The organism is Streptomyces sp. NPDC049597, assembly GCF_040675505.1.
Lineage (GTDB): Bacteria > Actinomycetota > Actinomycetes > Streptomycetales > Streptomycetaceae > Streptomyces.
The window spans coordinates 96731-122046 of the sequence record NZ_JBFAOY010000002.1 but is presented as its reverse complement, the minus strand read 5'-3'; the positions used below and the strand labels follow the sequence as shown (position 1 = coordinate 122046).

19 protein-coding genes and 1 pseudogene are annotated in these 25316 nt (G+C 72.4%); 10 read left to right on the top strand and 10 right to left on the bottom strand.

Going from position 1 to position 25316, the window contains the following annotated elements:
• Positions 1–268 precede the first annotated feature (268 nt).
• The 4 genes from AB0K02_RS04405 to AB0K02_RS04390 all read right to left on the bottom strand — a co-directional run bounded on the left by AB0K02_RS04405 (position 269) and on the right by AB0K02_RS04390 (position 3710).
• Positions 269–1390 (bottom strand): LLM class flavin-dependent oxidoreductase, encoded by a 1122-nt coding sequence (locus AB0K02_RS04405; protein ID WP_365990841.1) that lies wholly within the window; start codon positions 1388–1390, stop codon positions 269–271.
• Positions 1391–1506: 116 nt separating this feature from the next.
• Entirely contained in the window at positions 1507–2259 is a 753-nt protein-coding gene (locus tag AB0K02_RS04400) for a glucose 1-dehydrogenase (RefSeq protein ID WP_365990840.1), read from the bottom strand.
• 26 nt (positions 2260–2285) lie between these two features.
• Positions 2286–3206 (bottom strand): TIGR03619 family F420-dependent LLM class oxidoreductase, encoded by a 921-nt coding sequence (locus tag AB0K02_RS04395; protein ID WP_365990839.1) that lies wholly within the window; start codon positions 3204–3206, stop codon positions 2286–2288.
• A 90-nt stretch (positions 3207–3296) separates the two neighbouring features.
• Complete coding sequence (locus AB0K02_RS04390) at positions 3297–3710, bottom strand: PaaI family thioesterase (RefSeq protein WP_365990838.1); 414 nt, start codon at positions 3708–3710, stop codon at positions 3297–3299.
• A 506-nt stretch (positions 3711–4216) separates the two neighbouring features.
• On the opposite strand from AB0K02_RS04390, the gene AB0K02_RS04385 reads away from it, so the two are divergent.
• Positions 4217–5773 carry an alpha/beta fold hydrolase gene (locus AB0K02_RS04385; RefSeq protein WP_365990837.1) on the top strand — a complete coding sequence of 519 codons (1557 nt, stop codon included), beginning with the start codon at positions 4217–4219 and terminating at the stop codon, positions 5771–5773.
• 12 nt (positions 5774–5785) lie between these two features.
• Positions 5786–7390, top strand: coding sequence for an alpha/beta fold hydrolase (locus AB0K02_RS04380; protein WP_365990836.1), 1605 nt, complete (start codon positions 5786–5788; stop codon positions 7388–7390).
• A gap of 124 nt (positions 7391–7514) precedes the next feature.
• Here AB0K02_RS04380 and AB0K02_RS04375 read toward each other — a convergent pair whose 3' ends face one another.
• A complete protein-coding gene (locus AB0K02_RS04375) occupies positions 7515–8735 on the bottom strand; it encodes an amidohydrolase family protein (protein ID WP_365990835.1) in 1221 nt (406 codons plus the stop codon).
• Between the two features lie 157 nt (positions 8736–8892).
• Here AB0K02_RS04375 and AB0K02_RS04370 point away from each other — a divergent pair, with 157 nt between their 5' ends.
• The 3 genes from AB0K02_RS04370 (at position 8893) to AB0K02_RS04360 (ending at position 13217) form a co-directional block, all read left to right on the top strand.
• The gene (locus AB0K02_RS04370) at positions 8893–9708 is read left to right on the top strand and encodes a polysaccharide deacetylase family protein (protein ID WP_365990834.1); all 816 of its coding nucleotides are present in this window, start codon (positions 8893–8895) and stop codon (positions 9706–9708) included.
• A 124-nt stretch (positions 9709–9832) separates the two neighbouring features.
• Complete coding sequence (locus AB0K02_RS04365; RefSeq protein ID WP_365990833.1) at positions 9833–12790, top strand: BTAD domain-containing putative transcriptional regulator; 2958 nt, start codon at positions 9833–9835, stop codon at positions 12788–12790.
• A 196-nt stretch (positions 12791–12986) separates the two neighbouring features.
• Positions 12987–13217 (top strand): hypothetical protein, encoded by a 231-nt coding sequence (locus tag AB0K02_RS04360; protein WP_365990832.1) that lies wholly within the window; start codon positions 12987–12989, stop codon positions 13215–13217.
• A 73-nt stretch (positions 13218–13290) separates the two neighbouring features.
• Here AB0K02_RS04360 and AB0K02_RS04355 read toward each other — a convergent pair whose 3' ends face one another.
• Positions 13291–14862, bottom strand: a complete 1572-nt coding sequence (locus AB0K02_RS04355; RefSeq protein ID WP_365990831.1) for a FadD3 family acyl-CoA ligase — start codon at positions 14860–14862, stop codon at positions 13291–13293.
• Between the two features lie 55 nt (positions 14863–14917).
• Here AB0K02_RS04355 and AB0K02_RS04350 point away from each other — a divergent pair, with 55 nt between their 5' ends.
• Genes AB0K02_RS04350 through AB0K02_RS04340 form a run of 3 tightly spaced genes read left to right on the top strand, consistent with a single transcriptional unit; the run spans position 14918 to position 17286 of the window.
• Positions 14918–16066, top strand: coding sequence for a lipid-transfer protein (locus AB0K02_RS04350; protein ID WP_365990830.1), 1149 nt, complete (start codon positions 14918–14920; stop codon positions 16064–16066).
• Positions 16067–16075: 9 nt separating this feature from the next.
• Positions 16076–16498, top strand: coding sequence for an OB-fold domain-containing protein (locus AB0K02_RS04345; RefSeq protein WP_365990829.1), 423 nt, complete (start codon positions 16076–16078; stop codon positions 16496–16498).
• On the top strand, positions 16495–17286 hold the full coding sequence (locus AB0K02_RS04340) for an enoyl-CoA hydratase/isomerase family protein (RefSeq protein ID WP_365990828.1): 792 nt from the start codon (positions 16495–16497) through the stop codon (positions 17284–17286). The genes AB0K02_RS04345 and AB0K02_RS04340 overlap by 4 nt, the downstream gene beginning before the upstream one ends.
• 54 nt (positions 17287–17340) lie before the next feature.
• Here the strand turns inward: AB0K02_RS04340 and AB0K02_RS04335 are convergent, their stop codons facing one another.
• The 4 genes and pseudogenes from AB0K02_RS04335 to AB0K02_RS04320 form a co-directional block, all read right to left on the bottom strand.
• Positions 17341–17829 (bottom strand): hypothetical protein, encoded by a 489-nt coding sequence (locus AB0K02_RS04335; protein WP_365990827.1) that lies wholly within the window; start codon positions 17827–17829, stop codon positions 17341–17343.
• A 110-nt stretch (positions 17830–17939) separates the two neighbouring features.
• The gene (locus AB0K02_RS04330; protein ID WP_365990826.1) at positions 17940–18533 is read right to left on the bottom strand and encodes a hypothetical protein; all 594 of its coding nucleotides are present in this window, start codon (positions 18531–18533) and stop codon (positions 17940–17942) included.
• A gap of 142 nt (positions 18534–18675) precedes the next feature.
• Positions 18676–21057 carry a PQQ-binding-like beta-propeller repeat protein gene (locus AB0K02_RS04325; RefSeq protein ID WP_365990825.1) on the bottom strand — a complete coding sequence of 794 codons (2382 nt, stop codon included), beginning with the start codon at positions 21055–21057 and terminating at the stop codon, positions 18676–18678.
• Between the two features lie 1133 nt (positions 21058–22190).
• Positions 22191–22985: pseudogene (locus tag AB0K02_RS04320) on the bottom strand (VOC family protein); the annotation flags it as partial.
• 255 nt (positions 22986–23240) lie between these two features.
• On the opposite strand from AB0K02_RS04320, the gene AB0K02_RS04315 reads away from it, so the two are divergent.
• Positions 23241–23888: a TetR family transcriptional regulator gene (locus AB0K02_RS04315; protein WP_307714933.1), complete on the top strand. Its 648-nt coding sequence runs from the start codon at positions 23241–23243 to the stop codon at positions 23886–23888.
• Positions 23889–24119: 231 nt separating this feature from the next.
• Positions 24120–25289: an acetyl-CoA acetyltransferase gene (locus AB0K02_RS04310; protein WP_365990824.1), complete on the top strand. Its 1170-nt coding sequence runs from the start codon at positions 24120–24122 to the stop codon at positions 25287–25289.
• Positions 25290–25316 lie beyond the last annotated feature (27 nt).

Below are 25316 nucleotides of genomic sequence, written 5' to 3'. Positions count from 1 at the left end.
CGGTCCGGGAAGACGCCGCCCGTGCTGGTGAGGGCGGGGCGGGCCGCTGCGCGGGGCTTTCCCCTACCCGCCCCTTCCCGTAACCGGGGGCTCTGCCCCCGGACCCCCGCGCCTCAATCGCCGGCGGGGCTGATTTCGCGGAGCGAAATCCAGCCCGTCCGGCGTTTGAGCACACCGCGCGAAGCGCGGTACGGGGTCTGGGGCGAAGCCCCAGTTCGGGATGGGGTACCTCCCACGCCGACAAGGGCCCGCCCGCCCCACCCCAACCTCAGCCCGCCGACTCCCGCATCCGCCTCGTGCGGTGGATCGGGTCCGTGTCGACGTGAGGGATCACGTGTTCACCGATCAGCCCGATCGTCGTCATCGTGTCCTCGTACGACACCCCGATCGGCAGCCCGAACGCCAACTGGTCCGCCCCGGCCTGCTCCCACCTCTTGCACTGCCGCAGCACCTCCCCCGGGTCGCCGCAGATCATCAGTTCCTCCGCTATCAGCAGCTCGATGATCTCCGCCGTGTACTCGGGCAGCAGCTCGGGCCACCGCGGGATCCCCTCCGGGCGCGGGAAGGTGTCGTGGTAGCGGAAGAGCAGCGACTGGAGGTAGTTCAGCCCGCCGCCGGCCGCTATCTCGACCGCCTTGTCGTGCGTCTCCGCGCAGATCGCCGTCGACGTCACCATCACGTTGTCGTTGACGAACGCGCCGACCGGCTCCGCCTCCTTCACCGCCGTCTTGTACGACTCGACGACCCACTCCATGTCGGAGACCTTCTGCACGCTGAACCCCAGTACGCCGAGGCCCTTGCGGCCCGCCATGGCGTACGAGGACGGGGAGCCGGCCGCGTACCACATGGCCGGGTGGGCCTTCCCGTACGGCTTGGGGAGGACCTTCCGCGGCGGAAGGGACCAGTGCTTGCCCCGGAACCCCGCGTACTCGTCCTGGAGCCACATCCTCGGGAACTCGGCGATCGTCTCTTCCCAGATCTCCTTGGTGTGGTTCATGTCGGTGATGCCCGGCATGAACCCGAGGATCTCGTGCGAGCCGGCACCGCGGCCGGAGCCGAACTCGAAGCGGCCCTTTGACAGGTGGTCGAGCATCGCCACCTTCTCGGCGACCTTCACCGGGTGGTTGACGGGCGCGAGGGGGTTGAAGATCCCCGAGCCCAGGTGGATCCGTTCCGTCGCGTGCGCGAGGTAGCCGAGGAAGACGTCGTTGGCCGACAGGTGGGAGTACTCCTCCAGGAAGTGGTGTTCCGAGGCCCAGGCGTACTTGAAGCCGGACCGGTCCGCCTGGACGACGTACTCGGTCTCCTCCATGAGCGCCTTGTGCTCGGCGAGCGGATCGGTCCCGGCGCGCTTGCCGAGGTATCCCTGTACGAAGATGCCGAATTCCACGGGAGGTCACCGCCCAATCATTCCTGACGTACCGTCAGATCCGTGGCTCCGACTGTTCCACCGCCCCGACGGGAACGCAATACCTGACGATCCGTCAGTCATGGCAGGCGGAGGTGTCACAGCACGCTGACCCCGGCGAGCCATCCCCCGTCGATGACGAACGGCTGGCCCGTGATGTACGAGGAGTCGTCGCCGGTCAGGAAGAGCGCGAGCCGCGCGACCTCCTCCGGCCGCCCGACCCTGCCCAGCGGCACGAGCGTGCGGTACAGCTCCTCGATCGCGCCGGGGTCCGCGCCCTCCGGGTTGCTCATCGGGGTGTCCACCGCGCCCGGGCACACGGCGTTCACCCGGATCCCCCGCCCGGCGAGCTCCAGCGCGGCGACCCGGGTCAGGCCGAGAATGGCGTGCTTGGAGGCGGTGTACGCGCCGACGTACGCCATGCCGGTCAGGGCCGTGTACGAGGCGGTGTTGACGATCGTCCCGCCGCCGGCGGCCTCGATCTCGGGGGCGAGCGTCTTGATCCCGAGGAACGCGCCGACCTGGTTCACCCGGGTGATCAGCTGGAACTCCTCCAGCGGCGTGCCGACCAGCTCGTTGAAGCGCAGGATGCCCGCGTTGTTGACCAGGCCGTCGATGCGCCCGAAGGCGTCCTTGGCGGCGGCGACCGCGGCGGTCCAGTCGTCCTCCCGGCCCACGTCCAGGTGGACGTACAGGGCCCCCAGCTCATCGGCGAGCTTCCCGCCCCGCTCGTCGAGGACGTCGGCGAGGACCACGTGCGCGCCCTCCGCCGCGAAGAGCCGGGCCTCCGCCTCGCCCTGCCCGCGTGCCGCTCCGGTGATGAACACGACGCGTCCGTCCAGCTTGCCCATGCCGAGTCTCCCTGGTCGTTCGAGGGTCATGCGAGGTGAGGGGCCACGTCGGCGGCGAACGCAGCCATCTGGTCCGTGAGTTCGGCCACGCCGCGGCTGCGGAAGCGCACCTGGATCTGGTCCACGCCCAGCACCGCGTAGGCGCGCAGCGCGTCGGCGAGGACCTGCGGCCTGCCGGTGAGGGTCCTGCGGCCGGTGTGCCAGGCCGGTTCGCCGACGTAGAGCGGTTCGGTGAGGGCGCCGATCACGCAGGGCGACTCGATCCCCGCCTTCTCGCGCAGCGCCCTGATGCGGGCGATCCGCGCGGGCAGCCGGTCGCGCGGGTCGCCCTGCGGCAGCCAGCCGTCTCCCTTGAGCGCGGCACGGCGGACGGCGGCCGGCGAGGAGCCGCCGACCCACAGCGGTACGCGCTCCTGGGCGGGCCGGGGCCGCTGCCCCAGATCCTTGAAGCAGTAGCGCTCCCCGGTGAACTCGGGGAACTCCTCCGGGCCGAGCGCCGCCCGCAACGCGTCGATCGTCTCGTCCAGCACGGACCCGCGGTCGTCGAAGCCGACGCCGAGCGCGTCGAACTCCTCGCGCACATGTCCCGCGCCGACGCCGAGGACCAGCCTCCCGCCGGAGAGGTGGTCGAGGGTCGCGTACTGCTTGGCGGTCAGCAAGGGGTGCCGCAGTCCGACGACGGCCACATGGCTCAGGAGGCGGACGCGTTCGGTGACCGCCGCGAGGTGGGAGAGCGTGGCGACGGGGTCGTACCAGACGGTGGACATGGCGTCGGCGAGGCGGCGCGGGATCGCGACGTGGTCGCAGACGGCGATGTACGCGAAGCCGGCGCGGTCGGCGGCGCGCGCGATCTCGACGAGCGCGCCCGGGCCGGCCCCGGCCTCCCAGGGCTCGGCGTACAGGGTGCTCTGGGACTGGACCGGAAGCTGCATCCCGTACGCGACCATGGGGGACTCCTCGAATCTGACGGATCGTCATAAACGACGGCCCGCCCATGGTCTTGCCCCGCGGTCCATCAGGCAAGGGCCCTGCGCCGCCTACCCCAGCAGCGCGTACACCGTGGAGGCCCGGGCCGCGGGACCGTCCGCGTCCTCGGGCGTCATGGTGATGTCGGCGAACGCCATGCGCTTGCCGAGCTTGGTGATCCGTGCGTCGACGAGGACGTCCGCGTCCGTGACGGCGCGCAGGAAGCTGGTGGACTGCTGGACCGTGGTCATGGGGACGAAGCCGCCGCGGGCGGACGACACGGCGATCACGGTCGCGGTGTCGGCGGCGGCCATCAGCGCCTGCCCGGACAGGGCCCCGCCCTCCCGGGCGAGCCGCTCGGACCACGGCAGGCGCAGCACGGCGTGCAGCTCGCCCGCCTCGTGGACGGTCAGCCCGAGGTCGAGCACCCAGGGGGCGAAGTTGTCGGAGAGGATCTTGTCTGCTTCGGCGAGGGAGAGCGTCATGCCCCGATGGTGCCGGGCCGCAACGCGTCACGGTAGCGGCCCTGCCCGCGCGCTGGGGCCTCCCTGATGGATTCGGCCACTCGTGTCGAGCGCGACCGCTGAGTATCGACTGGCCCGCCATGCGAGGGAGGCGCATCATGACGGTGATGCTGGAACGCCCCCGTTCGACTGTCACGTCGACACGACTGGCTTCCAGGCGCCCGGCGAAGGCTGACCAAGGAAAGGCGGCGCGCCCCGTCGTGCGGCCTCAGGTCCGTGCAGCGCGGCTGCCGCACGAAGTCGTGAACGCCCGGGCCACCCCGGCGTTCGGTTCCCGCGAACCTCGCACGGTCCACGACGAGATCCACGATCACCGCCGTCCGTTGTCCGCCATGTCACGGGTTGCGACCGCTCCACGTGCGCGTGAAAGCGCCACCCGGTAGCGTCGAGAAGGTGCGTTCCGCCCAAACCGCTGCGGGCCTGGCCCGGCAGGGCCGCCGCCTACGTCGGCAGAGGAACGAGACCACATGCCAAAGCACAGCATCCACGCGGTGATGGCCGCGACGGCTCTGGCCTGCCTTGCGGCATTCGGCCCCACACCCGGTGGCGCCGCGTCACCAGCCGACCGGGCCGCGGGGCAGCTCAGCCAGGTGGCCCCGTCCCGGTTCGTGCCCGGCCCCTGTCCGAAGCCTCCCGAGCCCATCGAAGCGCTGAGCGGCGCACGGTGCGGCTTCCTCGAGGTTCCCGAGAACCGCTCCCGCCCAGGCGGCCGGACCATCAAGCTGGCCGTGGCGGTCATTCCGGCTGTCACCCCGGCGAAGCCCGCACAGGAACCCGTGGTGTTCATGTCGGGCGGTCCCGGCGGCGACGCGATCGACGACATCCCGTTCCTCGTCGACTCCGGCCTGAACAGGAACCGCGACCTGATCGTGATGACCCAGCGCGGGGACCTCTACGCGCAGCCGAACCTCGCCTGCCCGGAGATCGACCGGTTCAACGCGCGGGCCGTGGGCCTGCGCTATGGCGCGAAGCCGACGGAACAGCTCATGCTGAAGGCGGTGAAGGAGTGCCGGGACCGCCTGACGGCCGACGGCGTCGACCTGAGCGCCTACAACACCACCGAGAACGCCGCTGACTTCGCCGACCTGCGGAAGGCGCTCGATCTCCCCCGGTGGAACGTCTACGGGTACTCCTACGGCAGCGACCTGGCCCTCACATACCTGCGCCTGCACCCCGAGGGAATCCGCGCGGTGGCGATCGACTCGATCACACCTCCCCAGAGCGCGACCCTGCCATGGGGATGGAGCAGCGCCGCTGAGGGGATCAACAACATCTTCGAGGCGTGCGCGGCGCAGCCCGCCTGCAAGGACCGGTACCCGGACCTTCCCCGTACGCTGACGGAGCAGGTGCGCAAGCTGGAGGCCCAGCCCCTGAGGCTGAACGTCGCGCCGCCGGGTGGAGGAGAGCCGGTCGAGGTCGTCCTCGACGGGGGCGGGCTGCTGGACCTGATCGTCGCCTTCCATCCCCGGCCCAAGGACCTCCCGGCGGCGCTCGAGGAACTCAGCAACGGGAACCCGAAGCGCTTCGCGCAGGCCCGCGCGGCCGGTTCGGTCCAGAACGTCGGCGCGTTCGCACATGGCCTGACGGAGTCGGTGGCGTGCAGCGAGTGGGCGCCGGGATACTCCGAACCCGACGTGCTGAAGGCGGGGCGCAAGGCCTTCCCCGGGTGGCCGGACACGGTCCTGGCCCAGGTGCCACAACTTCCCTTCCAATACCCGGCGTGCCGGATCTGGAATGTTCCGGACCGCGCGTCCGTCCAGCGGGTGGCCACGGTCAGCTCGGTGCCGGCGCTCGTCATCTCCGGCACGTTCGACGCGAAGACCGGGGCGAGTTGGGCGCGGGGCGTGGCCCGTGACCTGTCCCGCTCGACCGCCGTGCAGATTCCCGGAATCGGCCACTGGGTCGTCCCGCAGTCGCCTTGCGCGCAACGCGTGCTGGCCTCGTTCCTCGCTCGCCCGACCGCGCCCGACACCAGTTGCGTGGACGATCTCGAGCCCGAACCGTTCACGATCATCCCGAAATGACCGGGAGGGCAAATGGAATTCCACCAAGCGCCCCGTCGCCGGCGCACCGCACGGCGACTCCTGGCCCCGTCGGCCGCCACGGCGACCGGTCTCCTCGTCACCGGCCTGCTCACGGCACCCGCCCAGGCACAGCCCCTCACCGGCACCGGCACCGGAGCGCCGATCGGCACGGTCGCCCGGACGGTGGGCGACGCCAGCTTCGAACCGGGCCCCTGCCCGAAGACGCCGGAACCGATCGAGGAACTGAAGGGGGCCCGCTGCGGAACGCTCACCGTGCCCGAGAACCGCGCCGAACCGAGCAGAAGAACGATCGAACTCGGTGTCGCGATCGTGCCCGCCGCGGCCGACAAACCGAAACCCGATCCCATCGTGTGGCTCGCGGGCGGCCCCGGGGACGACGCGGTCGGCGAGGCGAAGATGGCGATCGACGGCGGTCTGAACCGCGACCGTGACGTGATCCTCATGTCCCAGCGCGGTACGTACTCGGCCGATCCGAATGTTCTCTGCCCCAACATCGACGAGTTCAACGCACAGGCGGTCGGCCTCGTCTACGACGCGCCGTCCACCGAGCGCCTGCACGTCGAGGCCACCAAGGCCTGCCGCGACAAACTGGCGGGCCGCGGGATCGATCTCAGTGCCTACAACGACAGTGAGAGCGCCGCCGACTACGACGACCTGCGCACCGCGCTCGGCATCAAGCAGTGGAACCTGTACGCCATCTCCTACGGCACCCACCTGGCACTGGTCTACATGCGCCTGCACCCCGAGGGGCTCCGCTCGGTGGGCCTCGACGGCATACTGCCGCCCTCCAAGGGCGGATCGGCTCTGACCTGGAGCAGCGCCCGGCAGGGCTTCGACGGCCTGTTCAAGGCCTGCGCGGACCAGCCGGCGTGCAACAAGCGCTATCCGAACCTGCCGGCCACCTTCGACAAGCTCGTCCGCGACCTCGAAGCCAAACCGGTCACGACCAACGTCACGCTCCCCGGCGAGGACAAGCCGGTGAAGGTCGTACTGGACGGCGGAGCCCTGGTGAACTGGATGACCTCCGCGACCCACGTGGCGGAGCAGGTACCCGCCGCCCTCGACGAGCTGGCGAACGGCAAACCGGAGCGGATCGCGAAGCAGTGGGCGGGCGGCAAGCTCAGTCCCCAGGCCGTGGGAAGGGTCGCGCACGGTCTCGTCTACGGCGTCTTCTGCAGCGAGTGGACGCCGTACGAGAGCCAGGAGGAGGCGCTCAAGGGCGGCCAGGAGGCGTTCCCCTCATTCCCCCGCTCGGTGCAGGCCCAGGCTCCCCAGCTCACCTTCCTCCGTCCGGACTGCGCCGTCTGGAACGTCCCCGCGGCGGCGCCCTCGATCCGGGACGTCACGCGCGGCGACATCCCCACCCTCGCCCTGTCGGGCGGGTTCGACGCCCAGACGGGGGCGGACAACGGACCGTACGTCGCCCGTACGCTGAGCAAGGCCAAGGTCGTCACGGTCCCCTACGAGCCGCACGTGGTGTTCGCCACGTCGGAGTGCGCCCAGGAGATCGCCGTCTCGTTCTTCGAGGACCCGGCCGCGCCGAAGACCGAATGCCTGAAGAGACTCGAGCCGCCCAGGTTCGAGATCGTGCGCTGAAACCGGGTCGTTGTCCTGGGCTCCGCCCCGGCCCGTGTGCCTCACATGCCGGTGGGGCTGGATGTCCGGTCCCGCCGGCATGTACGACGCGCCCACCGCTCAGGCCCCGGCCCGCCGGATGGCGTTACGGCCCCGCCCACAACCCGTCCTCCGTCAGGCCCAGCAACTCGATCGCGTTGCCGCGCACGATGCGGTTCACCACGTCCGGGGGGAGGTGGGCCATCTGGGACTCGCCGACCTCCTTCGACTTCGGCCAGGTCGAGTCGGAGTGCGGGTAGTCCGTCTCGTAGAGCACGTTGTCCGCGCCGATCGCGCGCAGGCTTCGCAGGCCGAAGGCGTCGTCGAAGAAGCAGCCGTACACGTGCTCGGCGAACAGCTCCGAGGGCGGCCGGGTGACCTTTTCGGCGACACCTCCCCAGGCGCGGTTCTCCTCCCAGACCACGTCCGCCCGTTCCAGGATGTAGGGGATCCAGCCGATCTGGCCCTCGGCGTACATGACCCGCAGGTTGGGGAAGCGCTCGAACTTGCCGCTCATCAGCCAGTCCACCATCGAGAAGCAGCAGTTGGCGAAGGTGATGGTCGACCCCACGGCCGGCGGGGCGTCCGCCGACGTCGAGGGCATCCTCGAGGACGAGCCGATGTGCATGGCGACGACCGTGCCCGTCTCGTCGCACGCGGCGAGGAACGGGTCCCACGCGTCGGTGTGGATGGACGGCAGCCCGAGGTGCGGGGGTATCTCGGAGAAGGCGACCGCGCGCACGCCGCGTGCCGCGTTGCGCCGGACCTCGTCGGCGGCGAGGCGGGCGTCCCACAGCGGGACGAGGGTGAGCGGGATCAGCCGGCCGCGGGCCTCGGGGCCGCACCACTCCTCCACCATCCAGTCGTTGTACGCCCGCACACACAGCAGGCCGAGCTCCCGGTCGGCCGCCTCGGTGAAGGTCTGGCCGCAGAAGCGGGGGAAGGTCGGGAAGCAGAGCGCGGACTGCACGTGGTTGACGTCCATGTCGGCGAGCCGGTCGGGCACGGAGTACGACCCCGGGCGCATCTGCTCGTAGGTGATGATCTCCAGCCTGATCTCGTCCCTGTCGTACCCGACGGCCGTGTCGAGCCGGGTCAGGGGGCGGTGCAGGTCCTCGTACACCCACCAGTCGCCGATCGGGCCGTCGTCGCCGGGCGCCCCCATGACCGGGGAGAACTTCCCGCCGAGGAAGGTCATGTCCTTCAGCGGGGCCCGGACGACGCGCGGGCCGGTGTCGCGGTACTTCGACGGGAGCCGGTCCCGCCAGACGCTGGGGGGCTCCACCGTGTGGTCGTCCACCGAGATGATCTTCGGGAAGGTCTCCATGAACCCACGGTAGCGCTGATCTGACGAGTCGTCAGCTCCCTGCGGGCCAACCGGGAATCCCCTCTATACACCGTGTGTATAGTGCGCTCACGCACCACGGCAGACCACCGCGGCACACCGCCGCGCGCCGTGACCATCACACAGGGGGAACACCGTCATGCCCGTCAAGACGCACATACGCAGGCCGCGGGTTGTCTCCGCGCTCGCCGCCGCCTCACTCGCGCTCGTTCTCGCCGGCTGCTCGGCGGACGCCACCTCGCCCGCCGACGCCCGCGCGGACGCCCGCGCCGACGGGGCGGCGTTCTCCGGCGACGAGCAGCCCGGCAGCGGCAAGGGCGTCGGAGCGGGGGCCCGGCCGGCCGTGGACTGCGAGAAGGCCAAGTGCATCGCCCTGACCTTCGACGCGGGCCCCGGCAAGGACACCCCGCGGCTGCTCGACATCCTCAAGAAGGAGAAGGTGCCCGCCACCTTCTTCCTTCTCGGCAAGAACCACGTCGTCAGGTACCCGGACGTCGTCCGGCGCCTCGCCGCCGAGGGTCACGAGGTCGCCAACCACACCTGGACGCACCAGCGCCTGGACCGGCTGGACAAGGAGGAGATACGCGATGAACTGGGCCGCACCCAGGACGCCATCGCCGACATCACCGGCACCAAGCCCACCCTGATGCGCCCGCCCCAGGGCCGTACCGACGACGACGTCACCGCCGTCAGCAAGGAACTCGGCCTCTCCCAGGTGCTGTGGAGCGCCACGGCCAAGGACTACTCGACCACCGACTCCGCGCTCATCGAGAAACGCATCCTCGACCAGGCCGGCCGTGACGGAATCATCCTGCTGCACGACATCTACGACGGAACGGTGCCGGCCGTCCCCGGCATCATCGAAAAGCTGAAGGAACGCGGTTACACCTTCGTCACGGTCCCCGAGCTCCTCGCGCCCGCCGAACCGCAGCCAGGAAAGGTCTATCGTCCCTGATCAGGTGTGGGACGAGGTTCACATGGGCAGGCGGGAGACGGAGGTGCCCCGCTGCTGACGGGGCCGCCCCCCACAGGGCAGACTGTCGAGGGCGATTTCCGGCAGTACGGGCAGGGGGCAGCCAATGGACCGTGACAGCGGGCCACGCGTACCGAATCAGCGCGCTCCGCTGCACAGCGGCGCGGACGACGCGGCCCAGCTCCACTTCAGCGTGCTCGGACCGGTCCGGGTCAGGCGGGGCGCCGAGACCCTGCCGCCCGGCTCGCCGCAGCAACGCGCCCTGCTCGCCGCCCTGTTGCTGCGCGACGGCCGGACCGCGACGGCGTCGGAGCTGATCGACGCGATCTGGGGCGAGGAACCGCCCTCGCAGGCGCTCGCCGCCGTTCGCACATACGCCTCACGGCTGCGCAAGTCGCTGTCCGCCGCCGCGCTCGTGAGCGAGTCCGGCGGTTACGCCCTGCGGGTGGGGCGCGACGCGCTCGACCTCGCCGTGGCGCAGGAGCTCGCCGCGGAGGCGGAAAAGGCACGCTCCGCCGGCGACCGCTCCCAGGCCCGGACGCTGATCAACAAGTCGCTCGGCCTGTGGGACGGCGAACCGCTGGCCAACGTCCCCGGGCCGTACGCGGAGAACCAGCGCGCCCGGCTGGAGGAGTGGCGGCTACAACTGCTGGAGACCCGCCTCGATCTGGACCTGGAGCTCGGCTGTCACGCCGAGGCCGTCTCGGAGCTGACCGCGCTCACCGCCGCGCATCCGCTGCGCGAGCGGCTGCGGGAACTGCTGATGCTCGCGCTGTACCGCAGCGGGCGGCAGGCGGAGGCCCTGGCCGTCTACGCCGACACGCGGCGACTGCTCGCCGACGAACTGGGCGTGGACCCGCGGCCCGAGCTGGCCCGCCTCCAGCAGCGCATCCTCCAGGCGGACGCCGAGCTGGCGCGACCGGTCGAGGAGCCGTCACCCGCGCCGCAGGTCACGCGCCCCGCGCAACTTCCCGCCACCGTGCCGGACTTCACCGGCCGGGCCTGTTTCGTACGGGAGCTGGGCGACCAGCTCGCCACCGCCGAGGGCTCGGTGATGGCGGTCTCCGCCCTCGCGGGCATCGGCGGCGTCGGCAAGACGACGCTGGCCGTGCACGTCGCCCACCAGGCGCGCAAGCACTTCCCGGACGGGCAGTTGTACGTGGACCTCCAGGGCGCGGGCAACCGGGCCGCCGAGCCGGAGACCGTGCTCGGCGCGTTCCTGCGCGCCCTCGGCACGGCGGACTCCGCGATCCCGGACACGCTGGACGAGCGGGCCGCGCTGTACCGCTCGACGCTGGACGGGCGCCGAGTGCTCGTCCTGCTGGACAACGCGCGCGACGCGGCCCAGATCCGGCCCCTGCTGCCGGGCACGGCCGGGTGCGCGGCGCTGATCACCAGCCGGGTGCGGATGGTGGACCTCGCGGGCGCGCACCTGGTGGACCTGGACGTGATGTCGCCGGAGGAGGCGCTGCAGCTCTTCACGCGGATCGTGGGCGAGGAACGGGTGCGTGCGGAGCGGGAGGCGGCGCTGGACGTGGTCGCGGCGTGCGGGTTCCTGCCGCTGGCGATCCGTATCGCGGCCTCGCGCCTGGCGTCGCGCCGGACCTGGACCGTCTCGGTCCTGGCGGCCAAACTCGCGGACGAACGCCGCAGACTGGACGAGCTCCAGGCGGGCGACCTGGCGGTGAAGGCGACGTTCGAGCTGGGCTACGGCCAGTTGGAGCCGGCCCAGGCCCGCGCCTTCCGCCTGCTGGGCCTGGCGGACGGCCCGGACATCTCGCTGGCAGCGGCCGCGGCGGTGCTGGACCTCCCCCTCCACGAGACGGAGGACCTGCTGGAGGCCCTGGTCGACACGTCCCTGCTGGAGTCGGCGGCGCCGGGCAGGTACCGCTACCACGACCTGGTCCGCCTCTACGCGCGTGCATGCGCGGAGCGGGACGAACGGCCGCCGTCCGAAGCGGAGGCGGCGCTGTCGCGGCTGCTGGACTTCTATCTGGGGACGGCGGCGCGGGTGTTCGCCATCGAACGTCCCGGCGACCGGCTGGTGGACCATCTGGAGCCGACCGGGGACGCCGGGCTGTCGTTCGCCGACCGGCAGGAGGCCCAGGACTGGCTCTACGCCGAGGCGAACTGCCTGCTGGCCTGCGCGCGCCAGGCATCCGGCGGGACGCACCTCCGGCGGGCGGTGGACCTGCTGTGGGCCGCCCAGAACCTGGCCGAGTCCGGGGCCAACGCCAAGACCTACGAGGCGGCCGCCTTCCTCGCTTTCGAGGCGGCCCGAGCCGCCGGTGACGCGCGCACGGAAGCCCGTGCGAGGACATCGCTCACCAATGTCCACCTGGTCGCGGGCCGTTACACGGAGGCGGACGAGGAGGCCGCTCAGGCGGCCGTGCTGGCGAAGGCCGCGGATGATCCGGCGCCGGTCTACTGGTCGGACAACGACCGCGGCATCATCGCGTTCAACCAGGGACGCCATGCGGAGGCCGAACAGCATCTGCGTCACGCCATGGAGGGCTCCCGCGCCGACGGCAATCTGCCCGGCGAGGCGAGCGCACTGTGCAACCTGTCGCGCGTCCATGTTGTCACCGGCCGGGCCTCCGAAGCCATCACGCTGGCCCGTGAGGGCGTCGCCATATACGAGAGGATCGGCCACAAGCTGCGCCTCGCGAACGCCAGGTTCGCACTCGGCATCGCGCTCACGGCGGCGGGACAGCTCGCTGAGGCGCTGAAGCAACTGACCGAAGCTCTGGGACAGTTCGAGGCGAACCGGCAGCGACTGTGGGAAGGGACGACTCACTTCCGCATCGCCGAGGCCCACCTGTCCGCCTGCCGCCCCGCCGGGGCGGCCCAGCATGCCGAACAGGCTCTGGCCATCGGCTGCATCGGAGGCGACCGCACGCGCGGCAAGGTGCTGCTCACACTCGGCCGGGCGCTGGAGGCTCTCGGCCAGGCGGACCGGGCCCGCGCCTGCTGGCGAGAGGCGCTGGCCCTGCACGAGCAGTCCGGCGCAGCTGAGGCCGATGAGGCCCGGCAACTGCTCACCACTCCACTGAGTGCCGCCTGAAAAGGCCGGGCCAGGGCGTTCATCGAATGTTTATGCTCGTCCGACATGCTCAACGGCAGTCGATCCGTCGCGTCGGGGGGCAGACGGATCACCGGGGCCGAAAGGTCCACCGGCCTTCCGTCCGGCAGCCCTCGGGGGAGTTTCCGGGCGGAGGGCCGAACTCAGTCGCATCGGTCAATCCCATGGGGGACGAAACATGAGCAGCACCGAGAAGAAGAGCGAAGAGATCACCACGATGGGCGACCACCACTCGCCGGTACCGCCGGCCGACGGCGGCATCACCACCATGGGCGACCACCACTCGCCGCTGCCTCCCGCCGACGGTGCGGTGACGACTCTCGGGGACCACCACTCTCCGCTTCCGCCTGCCGACGGCGGCATCACCACCATGGGCGACCACCACTCGCCCGCCCCGCCGCGCGACTGAGCCACATCCGACGGGGAACGGCCGCGGCGGCGCGGAGGGGGAGCCGCCGCGGCCGTGGTGCGTCCGGGCGCGGTCAGTCGGCGTGCCGCGCCCTGAGCTCCGCCTTCAGCACCTTCCCGCTCGCGTTCCGCGGCAGTTCGTCCACGAACTCCACCTGCCGCGGCACCTTGTAGTTCGCCATCTCCCGCCGCGACCAAGCGATCAGGTCGTCCGCCGTGAGCGTCGCGCCGGGGCGGCGGACCGCGTACGCCTTGCCGGCCTCGCCGAGGCGGGCGTCCGGGATGCCGATCACCGCGACGTCCGCGACGTCGGGGTGCAGGCCGAGCAGTTGCTCGATCTCCGCGGGGTAGGCGTTGAAGCCCCCGACGATGAACATGTCCTTGATCCGGTCCGTGACGCGCAGGTTGCCGTCCCCGTCGAGGACGCCCACGTCGCCCGTGTGCAGCCAGCCGTCCGGGGTGATGGTTCGGGACGTCTCGGCCGGGTCCTCGAAGTAGCCCGTCATCACGTTGTGCCCGCGGACGAGGATCTCGCCCGGTTCGCCGGGGGCGGCGAGGACCTTCACCTCCGTGCCGGGGATCGCGCGGCCCGAGGTCGCGGCGATCACCGAAGGGGCGTCACCGCGGCGGCACATGGTGACGATGCCGCTCGCCTCGCAGAGGCCGTAGGCGGTCAGCACGGTGGGCACCCCGAGTTCGCCGCGGAGACGTTCGACGAGGCGCAGGGGCACCACCGCGGCCCCGGTCACCACGAGGCGCAGGGCCGACAGATCGTGCCGGCTCCGGGCGGGATGGTCGAGCAGCGACTGGTGCAGGGCCGGCGGTCCGGGCAGGACCGAGATCCGTTCGGCGGCGATGTTGGCGAGGACCGTGTCCACGGTGAAGACGGGTTGCGGCACCATCGTCGCGCCGCGGGTGAGGCAGGCGATCACGCCCGCCTTGTAGCCGAAGGTGTGGAAGAACGGGTTCACGATCAGGTAGCGGTCGCCCGTGCGCAGACCGGCGAGGTCGCTCCACAGGTCGTAGCAGCGCAGTGTCTGGGCGTGGGTGACGACCGCGCCCTTGGGGCGACCGGTGGTGCCCGACGTGTACAGGATGTCGGACGGGTCGGCACCGGTGACGGTGTCCGCGCGGGCCCGGACCTCGCGGGCCGTGACCGAGTCGCCGCCCGCGAGGAAGTCCTTCCAGGTGCGGTAGCGGGTGTCGTCGGGCGCGCAGTCGGCGAGGACCACGATCTGTCCAAGGTCGGGCAGTTCCCCGCCGGTGCGGCGCAGCGAGGCGACGTACGAGGTGCCGAGGAAGGTCCCGGTGACGAACAGGAGCCGGGCGCGGGAGCGCCGCAGGACGTCGGCTGCCTCGGCGCCCTTGAAGCGGGTGTTGAGGGGGACGAGCACGGCGCCGGCCGTGACCGCGCCGAGCGCGCAGACGATCCAGTCGAGGGAGTTGGGCGCCCAGATCGCGACCCGGTCTCCCTTGGCGACGCCGGAGGCGACGCATGCGGCGGCGGCGCGTTCGACGCGTTGGCCGAGTTCGGCGTAGCTGACGCGGGTGCGGCCGTCGACGACGGCCTCCCGTTGCCCGTACCGCTCGGCCGCGTCCCGCACCAGCCCCGGGACAGAGCCCCACTCCAGGTCGCCGCGTCGCATCGCAAGCCCCTCTCGTTAGCTGACGGTATGTCAGATTAGCTGTACGCTGCCCGGCATGGCGACCCTCAAGGACCGGGCGGCGATAGTCGGCACAGGACAGACCGCCTTCGCGAAACATCTGCCGGAATCCGAGAAGGCCCTGGCCTGCCGGGCGGTGCTCGCCGCACTCGACGACGCCGGCATCGCGCCGTCGGAGGTCGACGCCTTCGCCTCGTACACGATGGAGGAGACGGACGAGGTCGAGCTCGCGAAGGCGATCGGCGCCGGGGACGTCACCTTCCTCTCACGGGTGGGCTTCGGCGGCGGGGGCTCCTGCGCCACCGTCGCGCACCTCGCCGCCGCGATCGCCACCGGACAGGCGACCGTCGGCGTCGCCTGGCGCTCCCGCAAACGCGGCTCGGGCCCGCGCCCCTGGAGGAACACGGCGGTCCAACTTCCCACGCCCGCCCAGTGGACGCGTCCCTTCGGGCTGCTGCGGCCCGCCGACGAGATCGGCATGCTCGCCCGCCGCTACATGCACGAATACGGCGCGACCCGCGACCACTTCTTCAATGTGGCGCTGGCGTGCAGGAACAGGGCCAACCAGAACCCGGCCGCGATCATGTACGACCGGCCGCTGACCCGCGAGATGTACATGACGGCCCGCTGGATCAGCGAACCGCTGTGCCTGTTCGACAACTGCCTGGAGACCGACGGCGCCCTCGCCTGCGTGGTCGTCTCCGCCGAACGGGCCCGCGACTGCCGCAGGCGGCCCGTCTACGTCCACTCGGCCGCCCAGGGCCTGCCCGCCCAGCACCACGGCATGGTCAACTACTGGAACGACGACCCGCTCACCGGCCCGGCCTGGACCGCGGCCCGGCAGCTGTGGAAGCAGGCCGACTTCGGCCCCGAGGACGTCGACGTGGCCCAGATCTACGACGCGTTCACGGCACTCGTCCCGTTGTCCCTGGAGGGCTACGGCTTCTGCGGCAGGGGCGAGGGAGGCGCCTTCACGGAGGGCGGGGCACTGGAGATCGGCGGACGGCTGCCGATCAACACCGGCGGGGGCGGGCTGAGCGAGGCGTACGTGCACGGCTTCAACCTGATCAACGAGGGCGTGCGGCAACTGCGCGGCACGTCGACGGCCCCGGTGGCGGGCGCGGCGACATGCCTGGTCACCGCCGGCGAGGGCGTGCCCACATCGGCCCTTCTGCTGCGTACCTGAGGAGTGGAGATGCTCGTACCGGTGGTCGACGACGACGGCGCCCCCTTCTGGGAGTACGCCGCCCGCGGAGAGCTCCGCGTCCAGTGCTGCGCCCGGCCCGGCTGCGGTGAGCCGCGCTTCCCGCCCCGCCCGTGCTGTCCGCACTGCGGGTCCTTCGACAGCGAGTGGCGCCCCGTGTCGGGCCGCGGGCGCATCTGGTCGTACGTGGTCCCCCACCCGCCGCTGCTGCCCGACTACGCCGCCCAGGCCCCGTACAACGTGGTCGTCGTCGAACTGGCCGACGCTCCCCGCATCCGCCTCGTCGGCAATGTCGTCGCCTCCCCCGACGCCCCGCTGGACTCGCTCGACCCGGCAGGGCTGCGGATCGGGGCGCCGGTGAGGGCGGTGTTCGACCGCACCGGCCTGCCCCGCTGGCTCCTGGAGCGGCCGTGAGCATCCGGGTGGAGACGGACGAGGGCACGGGTGTCGCGCTCGTCACGCTCGACCGGCCGGCCAGGCACAACGCGATCGACCTCGCCATGGCCGGTGAACTGGCCGCCGTCTGGCGGCGGTTCCGCTTCGACGACACGGTGCGCGCGGCGGTGGTGACGGGTGCGGGCACCGCGGCGTTCTGCACGGGCATCGACCGCTCGGCCGAGGTGCCGCAGCCCTCGTCCCCGTACTCGGTGGACGATCCGCTGCTGAGGATCGGCCCCAAGGCCAACGACCTGTGGAAGCCGGTCGTCTCGGCGGTGGAGGGCATGGCCTGCGGAGGCGCGTTCTACCTGCTCGGGGAGAGCGAGTTCGTGGTGGCCTCGCGCGAGGCGACGTTCTTCGATCCGCACACGTCGTACGGGATGGTCAGCGCGTACGAGTCGGCGTACATGGCGCTGCGGATGCCGCCGGGTGAGGTGGCGCGGATGGCGCTGATGGGGACGGCGGAGCGGCTGTCGGCCCGGCGCGCGTACGAGACCGGTCTGGTCTCGGAGCTGACCGAGCCGGGCGGGGCCGTCGCGGCGGCGCTGCGGGCCGCCGCGGTGATCGCCGCGTACCCGCCGGAGGCGGTACAGGGCACCGTGAGGGCGGTGTGGTCGGCGACGGAGTCGGCACGAGCCGGGGCACTCGCCCTTGCCCCGCACCTCGTCGTGCTCGGCAACCTGCCGCCAAAGCGGCAGGCCGCGTTGTTCACGGAGGGGCGGGGCAGGGACGGGCGGGGCAGGGCCGGGTTCACGCTGCGCTGAGGAGGGCCGGTGCGGCCCGTTCCGCCGCGCCGCCGAGGCGCGGCGGCCGGTCCGTCAGCTGCGAGAGGCGCGGGAGACCTCGCACTTGGTGTACTCGGAGCCGTCACCGGTACCGGTGTACGGGGTGGTGAGCACGGCGCTCTCGGAGGCGCCCGCGGCGACGGCGATGGCCGTCTTGGTGGCGGTCGCCGGGACGACGGAGCCGCCGGCGCCACCGACGAACTTCATGGTGACGTCGTAGTCGTAGTCCAGCGCACCGCTGTTGGTGACGGTGATCCTCGCGGTGAGGTTCTTCGTCGCGGTGTCGTACTTGCACTCGTCGATGGTGATGTCACGCGCGGCCTTGTCGGCTCCGGCACCGCCGCCGGGCAGCGAACCGCCGCTGCTGCCGGAGCTGTCGTCGTCGCGGTGGCTGCTGCCGCCGCTGCTGCTGCTGGAGCTGCCGTGGTTGTCGCAGCCGCCGCCACTGGAGCCTCGGGCTCCGGTCAGGGCGACGAGCGCGATCCCGAAGACGGCGAGCGCGCGGACATGACGGATCTTCACGTTTCAACCCCCGTTGAAAGTGTCGGCGTATGGGCTCGGTTGACGAGCGCACGTCACCCTAGCAGCGCTGGAGACCCCTCTCGCGCCGCCCGCCTGCCGCCGCGAGCGTCTCAGCGCTCGTCGCGCTGCCCCGGTGCGGGATACGTGGGCGGGCCCTCGCGCCCGTATCGGTCGTCGGGGTGGAGCCGGTAGGGGCTGTCGCGGTACGGGACGGGCCCGCTGGGGTCGGACCCGTGCGGCCCCCAGTCCTCCTCCTGCGGGGCGTGCCCCTCCTCGTAGAGCTCCTCCCTGCGCGGGCGCCCCCTCATCACCGCGGCCGCGACGAGCAGGAGGATGCCGCCGCCCACCGCGAGCGCGGCGCCGGTGCCGAGGCCCGGCCCGTCACCGCCGATGGCCAGGCTGCCGGCCGCCTGGCCCTGGCGGACCATCCACAGGACGGTGAAGCCGAGCACGACCAGTCCGGCCAGGGCGACGAGCAGGCGGGAGCGCAGCAGCACTCCGACCAGCGCGATCAGCGCGCCGAAGGCGAGCGGCAGCAGGACCGACGTCAGGAGCGGTCCGTCGTTGCCGGTGATGCCGGTGAAGAGGTCCTGGACGCGGTAGTCGCGCCCGAGACGGCCGTCGTACCAGTCACGGAAGGGGCTCCATACGGCGGCCGTCGCTCCGGCGAGGGCGAGGATCGAGCCGATGACGTTGCGGATCATCGCCGGCCTCCTTGGGTCAGCCGCTCCGGTCGTGACCACTCCCGGTCACAACGCTACGCAGGCCGCGGGTACCCCACCTCGCGTGTCGTACGCCTTCCCCCGCGTACGGGACCCGGGCCGTGCGCGGCTGCGGGGCCCGCGCCTACCGCGGGCCGCGGGCCGTGGCCGTGCCCTTCTCCGCGTCGAGCGCATAGACGCAGCGGTCCTTGCTGCACGCGTACACGACACCGTTCTGCGCGACCGGGGAGCCGGTGATCTCGCCGCCCGTGGCGAGCTTCCAGCGCAGCTGCCCCCCGCCGGCGTCGAGGGTGTAGAGCACATGGTCGGCCGAACCGAAGTGCACGCGCCCGTCCGCGACGACCGGTGTGCCGACGACCTCCCCGCCCGCCGCGAACCGCCACAGCGGCGTCCCGGTCACGGCGTCGAGGGTGTAGAGCGCGCTGCCGCTGCCGACGTGGATGTTGCCGGCGGCGACGAGCACGGGCTCGATGGACTGGCGCGACTCGGTCGCGATGCGCCAGCGGTCCTTGCCGGTCGTGGCGTCCAGCGCGTACACGGTGCCCAGGTAGTCGGCGAGGTACACGCCGCCGCCCGTCACGGCGGGACCCGGCGCGAAGGCGGGCGGCGAGAGGAAGACGGCCGGCGCCTCGAAGTGCCAGCGCACCAGGCCGGAGGCGATGTCCACGGCGAGGACCCGCGTGCCGGCGGAGACGTAGACGTAGCCGTCGGGCGCCGGCTGTACGCGCACGGGCACGTTGCCGCAGGACGCGGCGTCGCCCACGGGATAGGACCAGCGCTCGTCGCCGGTGCGGGCCTCCAGAGCGCGCAGGCGGGCGTCCTTCCACACGTAGACGGTGTCACCGAAGATCGCCGGCCCCGCCTCGGGCGTCTCGAAGTCCGTCTGGGCGCCGGTGATCTCCCACAGCTTCTGGCCGTTGGACGCCTCCCATGCCTGCACGCCGCCGCCGCGGGTGCCGGTGAGGACGGTGCCGCGGTCGACCTTGAGGGAGTACACCCAGGCATCGGTCTGGAGCCGCCAGCGCTCGCCGCCGCTCGCGGCGTCGAGCGCGTAGAGCGTCGGCCCGTCGGAGGCGTGGATACGGCCTCCCCCGACGGCCATGGACCAGGCGACGTCGCGGGTCTTGAACTGGCGGCGGCCGGTGCCGACGTCGAGCGCGTGGACCTCGAACGAGGTCACGTACAGCAGATCGTCGGAGACGACCGGCGTCCCCCACACGTCGTTCGACATCCGGAAACGCCACGGGCGCCAGTGCCCGGGGCCGGTCTCCGGCGGGGGCGGGGCAGGGGCGGGCGCCGGCGCGGGGACGGCGCTCGTGGCGGCGTCGGAGCCGTTCAGTCCGCCGGGCGGGCGGATCCAGCCGGTGGCCGGGCCGGCGTCGGCGACCGGGGCGTGTCCGGCGCCGACCGCGCGCAGCCCCGGGCCGATGGGCACGACGGAGCCCGCCAGTCGCACCGGTCCTCCGCCGGAGTGGGCGGGGGCGTGGCCGGTACGGGGGTCGCTCCCGCTCTGCCAGGCGGGCTCCCGGTCGGGAACGGGCGGCACGGAGGGCTGCGGGGGCACGGGGGGTGCGGGCCGGGAGGGCTCGGCGGGGCGCGGCGCGGGGGCGCGGCCGCCGCCGCGGCGGGTCTCGATCATGGCGGTGGCGAGGCCGGGCAGCCACGCGGAGGCGGTGCCGCTGTCGTCGCCGCCGGCGGCGAACAGGTGCGGGGCGAGCTGGGCCTGCAGGTCCTCGGGGGTCGGCCGCTGCCCGGCCTCCATCTGCATGCACGAATCGATGAGGGGGCGGAGCTCGTCCGGCAGGCCCTCCAGGTCGGGCCCCTCGCGCAGCAGCATGAAGACGGTCTCGACGGGGTTGGCGCCGTGGAAGGGCGCGTGGCCGGTGGCGGCGAAGACGAGGGTGGAGCCGAGGGAGAACACGTCGCTGGCGCCGGTGACGCTGCGCGAGTCGCGGGCCTGCTCGGGCGACATGTACGCGGGCGTGCCGACGGCGACATTGGTCATGGTCAGGCGGGTGTTGGAGACGCCGGACGCGATACCGAAGTCGATGACGCGGGGGCCGTCCTCGACGACGAGGACGTTGGACGGCTTGAGGTCGCGGTGGACGAGGCCGGCGCCGTGGATGGACTGGAGGGCCTCCGCGATCCCGGCCGCGAGCCAGCGCACCGCCTGCGCGGGCAGCGGCCCGCACTCGTTGACGATCTCCTCCAGGGAAGGGGCGGGCACGTAGGCGGTGGCGAGCCAGGGCACGGCGGCGCGCGGGTCGGCGTCCACGACGGCGGCCGTGTAGAAGCCGCTGACCGCGCGGGCGGCCTCCACCTCGCGCGTGAAGCGGACGCGGAACAGCTGGTCCTCGGCGAGCTCGGTGCGCACCGTCTTGATCGCGACCCGGCGGCCGGACGCCGACCGGGCGAGATAGACCAGTCCCATGCCGCCGGCGCCGAGCCGGCCCAGCACCTCGAACGGACCGATCCGTCTCGGGTCGTGCTGCGTCAGCTGCTCCATACTTGCGTGCCACCTCCCCGTACGGGCTCCGTCTGAAGGAGCCCGTCATCTCCAGCCCCGTGCAGGGTCTCACCCTCAAGCCCCTCTGCGGTGAGCACCCTGATTCTTCCTGTCCGGGCCGACGGTTGCGAACCCGGGGGCGGATCGGGGTGTCTCACCCGGTTTCGGACACGTCGGGCACCCGGGCCGCACCCTGGTGGGGGACGCGCCGCGGCGCGCGGGGGTTGCCCCCGGGGTGCCGTGGGGGCGCGCAGGCACCGGACCGCGGCGGCTGCGCTTCCGCCCCTGCCCGGGCGTGGCCTCCACCCGGGCGGCGCGGCACGGAATGGTCAGGCGGGGCCTCGTCGGCAGGCCGGGCCGGCCCGGCTGCTAACGCGGCCTCGGGCGTCGGCCCGCAGGCGGCGGCCCGCGGGTGGGTGACCGGCCGGGCCGCCGTCGTCGCCCTCCCCGCACCGGGGGGCGTCCGCGCCTCAGCCACGTGCGCTGCCGCCGCTCCCCGATGCGTCGGGCCGACCGGGCCGCGACGCTGCCTCCGACTCGGGCCCCGGGCCCGGCCGGGGCTCGGGCTCAGCGGGGCCGCCAGGCTCCGACTCGGGCCCCGGGCCCAGCCCAGGCTCCGACTCGGGTCCCGCACCCGGCCGGGACTCGGGCTCAACGGGGCCGCCAGGCTCCGACTCGGGTCCCGCGCCCGGCCCAGGCTCCGACTCGGGTCCCGCACCCGGCCGGGGCCCGGGCTCAACGGGGCCGCCGGCCCCCGCCTGGGGGCGGGCCCCTGTACCCGGCTCGGGTCCGGGCTCCGGCTCCGGGCGCGCCGCCGCACCCGGCCCGGTTGCGGGATCCGGCTCCGGGCGCGCCGCCCCACCCGGCTCACGTCCGGTATCCGGCTCGGCGGCGGGCCCCGGCTCGGGCCGCGCCCCCGCACCCGGTTCTCGAGCCTGTTCCGGGTTCGGGCCCGGCGCACGGCCCCACTCCGCCTCCGGGTTCGGGCCCGGCGCACGGCCCCACTCCGCCTCCGTGTTCGGGCCCGGCGCGCGGCCCCACTCCGCCTCCGGGTGGAGTTCGGGGTCGAGGCGCGGGGCCGGCGACGCGGTCGGCTCCGGGGCGCGGTGGGCCAGGGGGCCCTCCGGGAGTGCGGGCTCCGCCAGGATCCCGAACGTCGCGCCCTGGTCGTCCGCGAGGACCGCGATACGGCCGTAGGGGATGTCGAACGGCGCCGTCCGCACCCGGCCGCCGAGCCGGACGACCGTCGCCGCCGCCGCGTCGCAGTCCTCCACGCAGAAGTAGACGAGGAAGTGGCCGGGCATCTCGGCCGGCAGGGAGTCGTCGATCACGCTGCGCCCGCCCACGGCCGTCCTCTCGCCCGGTTCCGTGCCCGCCGGCGACCACATGCGGAAGTCCGCGGAGGTGATGCCGGGCAGGTCGGTGCCCTGGAAGCCGAGGACCCCCTCGTAGAAGGCGTCGGCCCGCTCCTTGTCCCGCGTGTAGACCTCGGTCCAGCAGAACGAGCCGGGCTCGCCGTGCTTCTCGAAGCCCGTGCGCTCCCCCGCCTGCCACAGACCGAAGACCGCGCCGCCCGGGTCCGCCACGAGGGCGGCCGTGCCCGCCCGCCCCACGCGCAGCGGATCGTTGATCACATGGCCGCCGCCCGCGGCGATGCGGCGCGCGAGCCCGGCGGCGTCCGAGGTGGCCAGGTACACGCCCCATACGGTCGGCATGCGCCCGTCACGCTTGGGCGTGAGGGTGGCGACGAGACGGCCGTCGCTGTAGGCGTCGGCGTACCGGCCGCGCGTGCCGCCGCCGGGGAGGGGGTCCCCGCCGCCCTCCGTGAAGGTCCATCCGAAGAGCTCCCCGTAGAAGCGCTTGCCCGCCTCGACGTCGGGAAGGGACGCGTCCACCCAGCAGGGCGTGCCCTCTGTGAATACGGCCATGGACCGGTCCCTTCCGTGTGGTGCCCGTCACATCAAGCTAACGTCGCGACACCCGGAGCGCGCGGAAGAAAATCGAACATACGCCGCAAAGGCGGACCAGGGCGACCGGTCGTCACGGTCCGCGACGACCCGTCTCGGCGAGTTGTCCACCGAAGTTGTCCACAGGCTGTTGATAACACTATTGCCGTCGCGCGCCCGCACCCCATTTGCAGTCGGCCGAATCGCGCCCCGATCACCCCTCGGTAAGCTGACGGCATGACAGGACAAGTACGCACCGTCGACGGCCGAGTGGCCGGACGACGCGGACAGGCGACGCGGCAGAAGCTGCTCGACTGCCTCAGCGAGATGCTCAGCTCCTCGCCGTACCGGGACGTCAAGGTCATCGACGTGGCCCGGAAGGCGGGCACTTCACCCGCGACGTTCTATCAGTACTTCCCGGACGTGGAGGGCGCCGTCCTCGAGATCGCCGAGGAAATGGCCAAGGAAGGCGCATCGTTGACCGATCTGGTCTCCGGGCGCTCGTGGGTCGGCAAGGCCGGCTGGCAGTCCTCGGAGGAACTGGTCGAGGGCTTCCTCGACTTCTGGCGCCGCAACGACGCGATCCTGCGCGTGGTCGACCTCGGCGCGGCGGAGGGCGACAAGCGGTTCTACAAGATCCGCATGAAGATCCTGAACTCCGTCACCAACTCCCTTACGGAGGCGGTGCAGGAGCTCCAGTCCAAGGGCAAGGTCGACAAGGACGTGAGTCCCGCGGCCATGGCCGGGTCACTCGTGGCGATGCTCGCCGCGGTGGCCTCGCACCAGAAGGGCTTCACCACCTGGGGCGTGAAGCAGGCCGAACTGAAGCCGAACCTTGCGCTGTTGGTGCACCTGGGCATCACCGGGAAGAAGCCGACGAAGTAGCGCCACCCAGCACCACCCGAAGTCCTGTCACGCCGACGGCGGTCACCCACGAGGTGACCGCCGTCGCGCGTTCCGCCCCCGGCCCCCCGCCCACCCGCCGGCCGGTCCCGGCACGAAGAGTCCGGAGGCATCCATCCGGCGGAGTCCGCCTCACCGACCACACATGACGTCTCGTCATTTCGCGGGCGACGACAGGATGCCCGGGCAACTTTCTGATGTACCGTCAGATGCATGCCTTCCCCACCGCGCAAAGTCGCCGTCGTCGGCATATCCCTCTCGGACTGCGGCCGCGTCGACGGCCCCACCCCCTACGCCCTCCACGCCCAGGCCGCGCGGCGCGCGCTCGCCGATTGCGGCCTCGACCGGTCCGTCGTCGACGGCCTGTGCTCGGCCGGTCTCGGCACGCTGGCACCGATCGACGTCGCGGAATACCTGGGCCTGCGCCCGACCTGGGTGGACTCCACGGCGGTCGGCGGCGCGACCTGGGAGGTCATGGCCGCGCACGCGGCCGACGCGATCGCCGCAGGGCACGCGAACGCGGTCCTCCTCGTCTACGGATCGACGGCCCGGGCCGACATCAGGGCGGGCCGACGGACCTCCGACCTCTCCTTCGGGGCACGCGGCCCGCTGCAGTTCGAGGTGCCGTACGGGCACACGCTGGTCGCCAAGTACGCGATGGCCGCCCGCCGCCACATGCACCGGTACGGCACGACCCTGGAGCAGCTCGCCGAGGTCGCCGTCCAGGCCCGTGCGAACGCCGCCGCGAACCCGGACGCCATGTTCCGCGACCCGATCACCGTGGACGACGTGCTGGGCGGACCGGTGATCGCGGACCCGTTCACCAAGCTGCACTGCTGCATCCGCAGCGACGGAGGCTGCGCGGTGCTGCTCGCCGCGGAGGAGTACGTGCCGGACACGGCGAAGGAACCGGTGTGGATCCTCGGCACCGGCGAGCACGTCTCGCACACCACGATGTCGGAGTGGGACGACTTCACCGTCTCGCCGGCCGCGGTGAGCGGCCGGCTCGCCTTCGAGCGGGCCGGGGTGCGGCCCGCCGAGATCGACATCGCCGAGATCTACGACGCCTTCACGTACATGACGCTGGTGACGCTGGAGGACCTGGGCTTCTGCGCGAAGGGCGAGGGCGGCGCGTTCGTGGAGAAGGGCCGGCTGCTGCGGGACGGGGGGCTTCCGGTGAACACGGACGGCGGCGGACTGTCGGCGTGCCACCCCGGAATGCGGGGCCTGTTCCTGCTGGTGGAGGCGGTGCGCCAGCTGCGCGGCGAGGCAGGGGCGCACCAGGTCCGCGGTGCGGAAGGAGCGGCGCCCCGGCTGGCGGTGGCGTCCGGGACCGGGGGCTGGTTCTGCGCGTCGGGGACGGTGGTGCTGGGGCGGTCGTGACGTGTCCCGCCGCGGGTCGCCGGGACC

Coding starts and splice junctions, on each gene's coding strand:
- AB0K02_RS04395 (WP_365990839.1), bottom strand. CDS start 3,206: ATGGTCGCGTACGGGATGCAGCTTCCGGTCCAGTCCCAGAGCACCCTG.
- AB0K02_RS04345 (WP_365990829.1), top strand. CDS start 16,076: ATGCTCGTACCGGTGGTCGACGACGACGGCGCCCCCTTCTGGGAGTAC.
- AB0K02_RS04330 (WP_365990826.1), bottom strand. CDS start 18,533: ATGATCCGCAACGTCATCGGCTCGATCCTCGCCCTCGCCGGAGCGACG.
- AB0K02_RS04355 (WP_365990831.1), bottom strand. CDS start 14,862: ATGCGACGCGGCGACCTGGAGTGGGGCTCTGTCCCGGGGCTGGTGCGG.
- AB0K02_RS04325 (WP_365990825.1), bottom strand. CDS start 21,057: ATGGAGCAGCTGACGCAGCACGACCCGAGACGGATCGGTCCGTTCGAG.
- AB0K02_RS04365 (WP_365990833.1), top strand. CDS start 9,833: ATGGACCGTGACAGCGGGCCACGCGTACCGAATCAGCGCGCTCCGCTG.
- AB0K02_RS04350 (WP_365990830.1), top strand. CDS start 14,918: ATGGCGACCCTCAAGGACCGGGCGGCGATAGTCGGCACAGGACAGACC.
- AB0K02_RS04370 (WP_365990834.1), top strand. CDS start 8,893: ATGCCCGTCAAGACGCACATACGCAGGCCGCGGGTTGTCTCCGCGCTC.
- AB0K02_RS04360 (WP_365990832.1), top strand. CDS start 12,987: ATGAGCAGCACCGAGAAGAAGAGCGAAGAGATCACCACGATGGGCGAC.
- AB0K02_RS04315 (WP_307714933.1), top strand. CDS start 23,241: ATGACAGGACAAGTACGCACCGTCGACGGCCGAGTGGCCGGACGACGC.
- AB0K02_RS04310 (WP_365990824.1), top strand. CDS start 24,120: ATGCCTTCCCCACCGCGCAAAGTCGCCGTCGTCGGCATATCCCTCTCG.
- AB0K02_RS04390 (WP_365990838.1), bottom strand. CDS start 3,710: ATGACGCTCTCCCTCGCCGAAGCAGACAAGATCCTCTCCGACAACTTC.
- AB0K02_RS04380 (WP_365990836.1), top strand. CDS start 5,786: ATGGAATTCCACCAAGCGCCCCGTCGCCGGCGCACCGCACGGCGACTC.
- AB0K02_RS04385 (WP_365990837.1), top strand. CDS start 4,217: ATGCCAAAGCACAGCATCCACGCGGTGATGGCCGCGACGGCTCTGGCC.
- AB0K02_RS04400 (WP_365990840.1), bottom strand. CDS start 2,259: ATGGGCAAGCTGGACGGACGCGTCGTGTTCATCACCGGAGCGGCACGC.
- AB0K02_RS04375 (WP_365990835.1), bottom strand. CDS start 8,735: ATGGAGACCTTCCCGAAGATCATCTCGGTGGACGACCACACGGTGGAG.